Source organism: Marinobacter lipolyticus SM19, assembly GCF_000397065.2.
In the GTDB taxonomy this organism is placed as follows: domain Bacteria; phylum Pseudomonadota; class Gammaproteobacteria; order Pseudomonadales; family Oleiphilaceae; genus Marinobacter; species Marinobacter lipolyticus.
Genome location: NZ_KE007314.1, coordinates 1 through 3,428 on the forward strand (window position 1 = coordinate 1; position 3,428 = coordinate 3,428).

Here is a 3,428-nt window from a genome sequence, read left to right on the forward strand (position 1 = left end):
CAGACAACTTCCGTGAAGCATCACTTCTCCCTTTGGTATAACGCTCGGCTAATGTGCGCCGCCTGCGGCGTCACCATTGAGCGGCTTGTTAGCAGCTTCTGCCTGAAGACGCTCCACCAGCCACACCTTGATGATCGATTGACGGGTAACGCCAATGCGCGCAGCCTCACGATCCAACGACTCCACAACCCAAGCCGGGAAATCGACGTTGATTCGCTTTTGTTCCTGATTAACGCGGCGAGCAGAGGACAGATCGAGGTCCTCAACAATATCTTCCAGACCTTCCTCAAACTTTTTGTCGAAGTCTTTAGCTTTCATAGAGCTCAACCTCCTTCTTGCGGGAACGTCTGACTGAAATCAGACGAATACGAGCATCCCTATATGTGACGACAGCCGACCAGTGCTTTTCACCAATCTTGCCTATCAGCAGGAATCTGGGTTCATCCTCTGATTTTGCGCGAATTTCCAGCAGGTAAGGATCTTCCCAAAGTTCTTGGGCAACCACAAAGTCGATACCGTGCTTGTCCAGATTGACCTGGCTTTTGGTTTCGTCGAATTCAAACTCATCCATGAGTACAAATTATTCCTTTTTTACTCAAATCGCAAGACGGGGAGGAGTAGTGCAATTGCTAACGAGGCTGTAGAAAAACTCCCGCCCCTTTGTCTGGTTAGGCGCCAGTGTTTTCAAGAGTTGACTCGCCCGCATCTTCCGACCTTTCAGGCACTTGAACTTCTTCATCGCCCAAGCCACCAACGTCCGGTTGAAATGTCGCAGCACCGGGTACATAGCGGAAGGATAGAACCTTCCATAGTACGCCAGCTCTCCCGAAGAATCGGGTTATGTAGTCGCGATATATCAGCCAGACTCAGGTTGGAACGATTGCGATAGTTCAATCTCCGGGTTGTTTGCCGCATGGACTTCATAGCCGCCTGGCTGACCGCCGGTGTGAAATTCACAAACATGCTGTTTCGTTTGCTGTTCTTCAGCAGTCGTGGCCTGAAGGTATACCCAAGGCTGTCTGACTGGCAAGCTTCTGGCCTGTCGGGTGTGGCTTAGTTGACCACTACACTTAACGCCATGCGAAGCGGCCGGTTTGGAGGCGCAACCGCGCCGGAAAACCGGCCCGCTTACGCTACTGGTTAGATGCAGATTTCTCGTAGTACTCCAAAAGCAAGCGCTCTTTGCGACCACCGAAAATCTGAACCAAAAAATAGACAGCAAAAAGCCCCGCAAAAGCCATAAATTGACCTAAAAACGCTCCGTTCTCAGTGCCTGTGGAATGGGCAAGGCTGATCAAGGTTTCGACACCGGAAATTTGGACCTGTGTAACTCTCTCGCCTTCGGTCAGAAATACTCCGACCTCAGCCATATCGGCAGCTCGTTGATTCAAATCATTAAACGCAAAATAGACCCACGTTGCTACTGCGACAACGACCAGGAGCCCCAGAGACCCACTTAGCTTTCGGTTCGCATGTTTCTTCTTGATGATCTCGATGTACTGTTCGTCTGTCATTTTTTCACTTGCATATAACGCCAGCAATCACGCGCTTGTCGCGTGGATTGCATTGTTATGCCACCTGAACCAAAATATACCAATTATTGGTACTAACGAGGTGGCATCATGCAAAAGAACACCAGCATCACTTTAGGCCAACATTTTGATGCGTTCATTGCAGAACAGCTCAAAAATGGCCGATACAGCTCAACCAGCGAGGTAGTTCGTGCAGCATTACGCCTGCTTGAGGAGTCTGAAACACGCCTGATCACACTTCGTAAACTGCTCAAGGAAGGCGAGGACAGTGGTTTTGAAGACTACTCCTATGACTCGTTTATTCGTGAACTGGACAACGAAGGGCGCTGATGCCAAATTTCAAGCTTTCCAGGAAGGCCAAAGCTGACCTCAAATCTATTGCCCTATACACGGAGCGTGAATGGGGGCGAGATCAACGAAACCACTATGTTCTCCAGTTCGATCAATGCTTCCACCTTCTGGCTGACAATCCGAACTTGGGGCAAGCTTGCGATGAGATAAGTCCAGGCTACCGACAGTACCCTCAGGGAAGCCACATCATATTTTATCGGCTAGCCACCGAGGGTATTGTTGAAATTATCCGCCTCCTGCACAAACGCATGTTGCCTGAGGGCCATCTGCTTTAGGGCATAACATTTGTTTATGCATTTTTCTCTAGTCCCGTACCTGGCTCACCCAAAAACTCGAATGAACCACCCTTTTTACGCACCCAATAGATTAATTCGGCCTCCATGGTTTTTAGCGAAAGCTCCAACGCTTGGAATGAATCTATACCTACTGAACCATAAATATGCTCGTAGCTAAGGGAACCAACGCGGTACGGGCAAACGTACGCTTCATTTTCAATTTGGTATGGCTTTCCGATCTCTATTGTTGCCTTTTCACGCTCACCCGAGCTCGATATATAAACAAGCTCTCTTGTAGCGATGATGTCGCGAACCTCTTCAATCTTTGGCATCATCCTCGGCGCTCCTTATGCATAACGCTGAGGTAACCGGCGCCGGAGCGCCAGCGGAGGGAACCAAAAGCGCCTCGCTTTTGGCGTCCGGTTGACCGCCTTGTTAGGCATCAAAGCTGCCTCCTGGTAAACGGTATAGATAGAAACTTAAACACTGGCCAGCCCAAGATAAGTAGGCCAGAAAGCCACATAGGAATACCGTCGATTATTGCAAATATTGGCAATGTCACGAATCCCGCAAGCAATGAAAAAGTACCAAGGGACCAAATGCAGTCACCTAAATCCGGGGCCACATCCATAATTGCGTAGTCATCATCGGTGCGGGAGAACGCCACGATAGGGAACAAGAGTATCCAGAGAAGCCGAACAAGAAAGCTTGGGACGCCACGACTACCGAGTTCAGAAAGTGACGCTTGCCACGTAACTGAACGGTAAAACGGGAGAGTTAAAAGCGCCCAGAATCCGAGTTTCGATACTTCCATAAAATGCCTAACGCCGCTAAGCACGCGCGGCTACGAAATGGAGGCGGAGCCGCAATGTAGTAGACGTCGCCGTGACTTGCATGGTTAGGTGAGGCCTACGGTTAATCACTTCCACTTCTCGTATGCCTCACTGCAAGAGCCACCTAAAATCATGTTGAGGATACACTCTCTATTTTGATCTTCTTTCGGAGGCTCGCTACCTCCATAAAATTCACATTCGTCCTGATACTGTCGATAGTTATCCGGATTACTCAGATCATCTGTTGCCCTTTTCTTCAGGTTTAAACAGTACTCCGAAGCTCCGTAGTACCTCTCGTTTCCCCCAGGGGCGCGGTTTTGATTGGACGCGCACCCAACCAGCACGACCCCGCAAAAAAGAATGAATAGATGTTTCATAATTCCCTTTAGCACATAACGAGGCTGTAGAAAAACTCGATTCCGAGCCGTCCCCAGCGT

8 protein-coding genes are annotated in these 3,428 nt (G+C 49.4%); 3 read left to right on the plus strand and 5 right to left on the minus strand.

What is annotated here, in order from left to right:
- Window positions 1-48: 48 nt before the first annotated feature.
- The 3 genes from brnA to MARLIPOL_RS18975 are packed head-to-tail and all read right to left on the minus strand — an operon-like array spanning window position 49 to window position 820.
- The gene (brnA, locus tag MARLIPOL_RS06375) at window positions 49-318 is read right to left on the minus strand and encodes a type II toxin-antitoxin system BrnA family antitoxin (RefSeq protein WP_012140440.1); all 270 of its coding nucleotides are present in this window, start codon (window positions 316-318) and stop codon (window positions 49-51) included.
- Window positions 308-571: a BrnT family toxin gene (locus tag MARLIPOL_RS06380; protein WP_012140441.1), complete on the minus strand. Its 264-nt coding sequence runs from the start codon at window positions 569-571 to the stop codon at window positions 308-310. The genes brnA and MARLIPOL_RS06380 overlap by 11 nt, the downstream gene beginning before the upstream one ends.
- A 24-nt stretch (window positions 572-595) precedes the next feature.
- On the minus strand, window positions 596-820 hold the full coding sequence (locus tag MARLIPOL_RS18975) for a group II intron maturase-specific domain-containing protein (protein WP_407638042.1): 225 nt from the start codon (window positions 818-820) through the stop codon (window positions 596-598).
- A 93-nt stretch (window positions 821-913) separates the two neighbouring features.
- Between MARLIPOL_RS18975 and MARLIPOL_RS18650 the strand changes: the two genes are divergently transcribed.
- Window positions 914-1,057, plus strand: a complete 144-nt coding sequence (locus MARLIPOL_RS18650) for a hypothetical protein (RefSeq protein ID WP_186008473.1) — start codon at window positions 914-916, stop codon at window positions 1,055-1,057.
- 76 nt (window positions 1,058-1,133) lie between these two features.
- Here the strand turns inward: MARLIPOL_RS18650 and MARLIPOL_RS06390 are convergent, their stop codons facing one another.
- Window positions 1,134-1,514 (minus strand): hypothetical protein, encoded by a 381-nt coding sequence (locus tag MARLIPOL_RS06390; protein WP_012140446.1) that lies wholly within the window; start codon window positions 1,512-1,514, stop codon window positions 1,134-1,136.
- A gap of 108 nt (window positions 1,515-1,622) precedes the next feature.
- Here MARLIPOL_RS06390 and MARLIPOL_RS06395 point away from each other — a divergent pair, with 108 nt between their 5' ends.
- Together MARLIPOL_RS06395 and MARLIPOL_RS06400 are read left to right on the plus strand one after the other, a co-directional pair.
- Complete coding sequence (locus MARLIPOL_RS06395) at window positions 1,623-1,862, plus strand: type II toxin-antitoxin system ParD family antitoxin (protein ID WP_012140448.1); 240 nt, start codon at window positions 1,623-1,625, stop codon at window positions 1,860-1,862.
- Window positions 1,862-2,158 (plus strand): type II toxin-antitoxin system RelE/ParE family toxin, encoded by a 297-nt coding sequence (locus tag MARLIPOL_RS06400; RefSeq protein WP_012140450.1) that lies wholly within the window; start codon window positions 1,862-1,864, stop codon window positions 2,156-2,158. The genes MARLIPOL_RS06395 and MARLIPOL_RS06400 overlap by 1 nt, the downstream gene beginning before the upstream one ends.
- A gap of 14 nt (window positions 2,159-2,172) precedes the next feature.
- Here MARLIPOL_RS06400 and MARLIPOL_RS06405 read toward each other — a convergent pair whose 3' ends face one another.
- Window positions 2,173-2,493: a DUF6968 family protein gene (locus MARLIPOL_RS06405; RefSeq protein WP_012140452.1), complete on the minus strand. Its 321-nt coding sequence runs from the start codon at window positions 2,491-2,493 to the stop codon at window positions 2,173-2,175.
- Window positions 2,494-3,428: the final 935 nt, after the last annotated feature.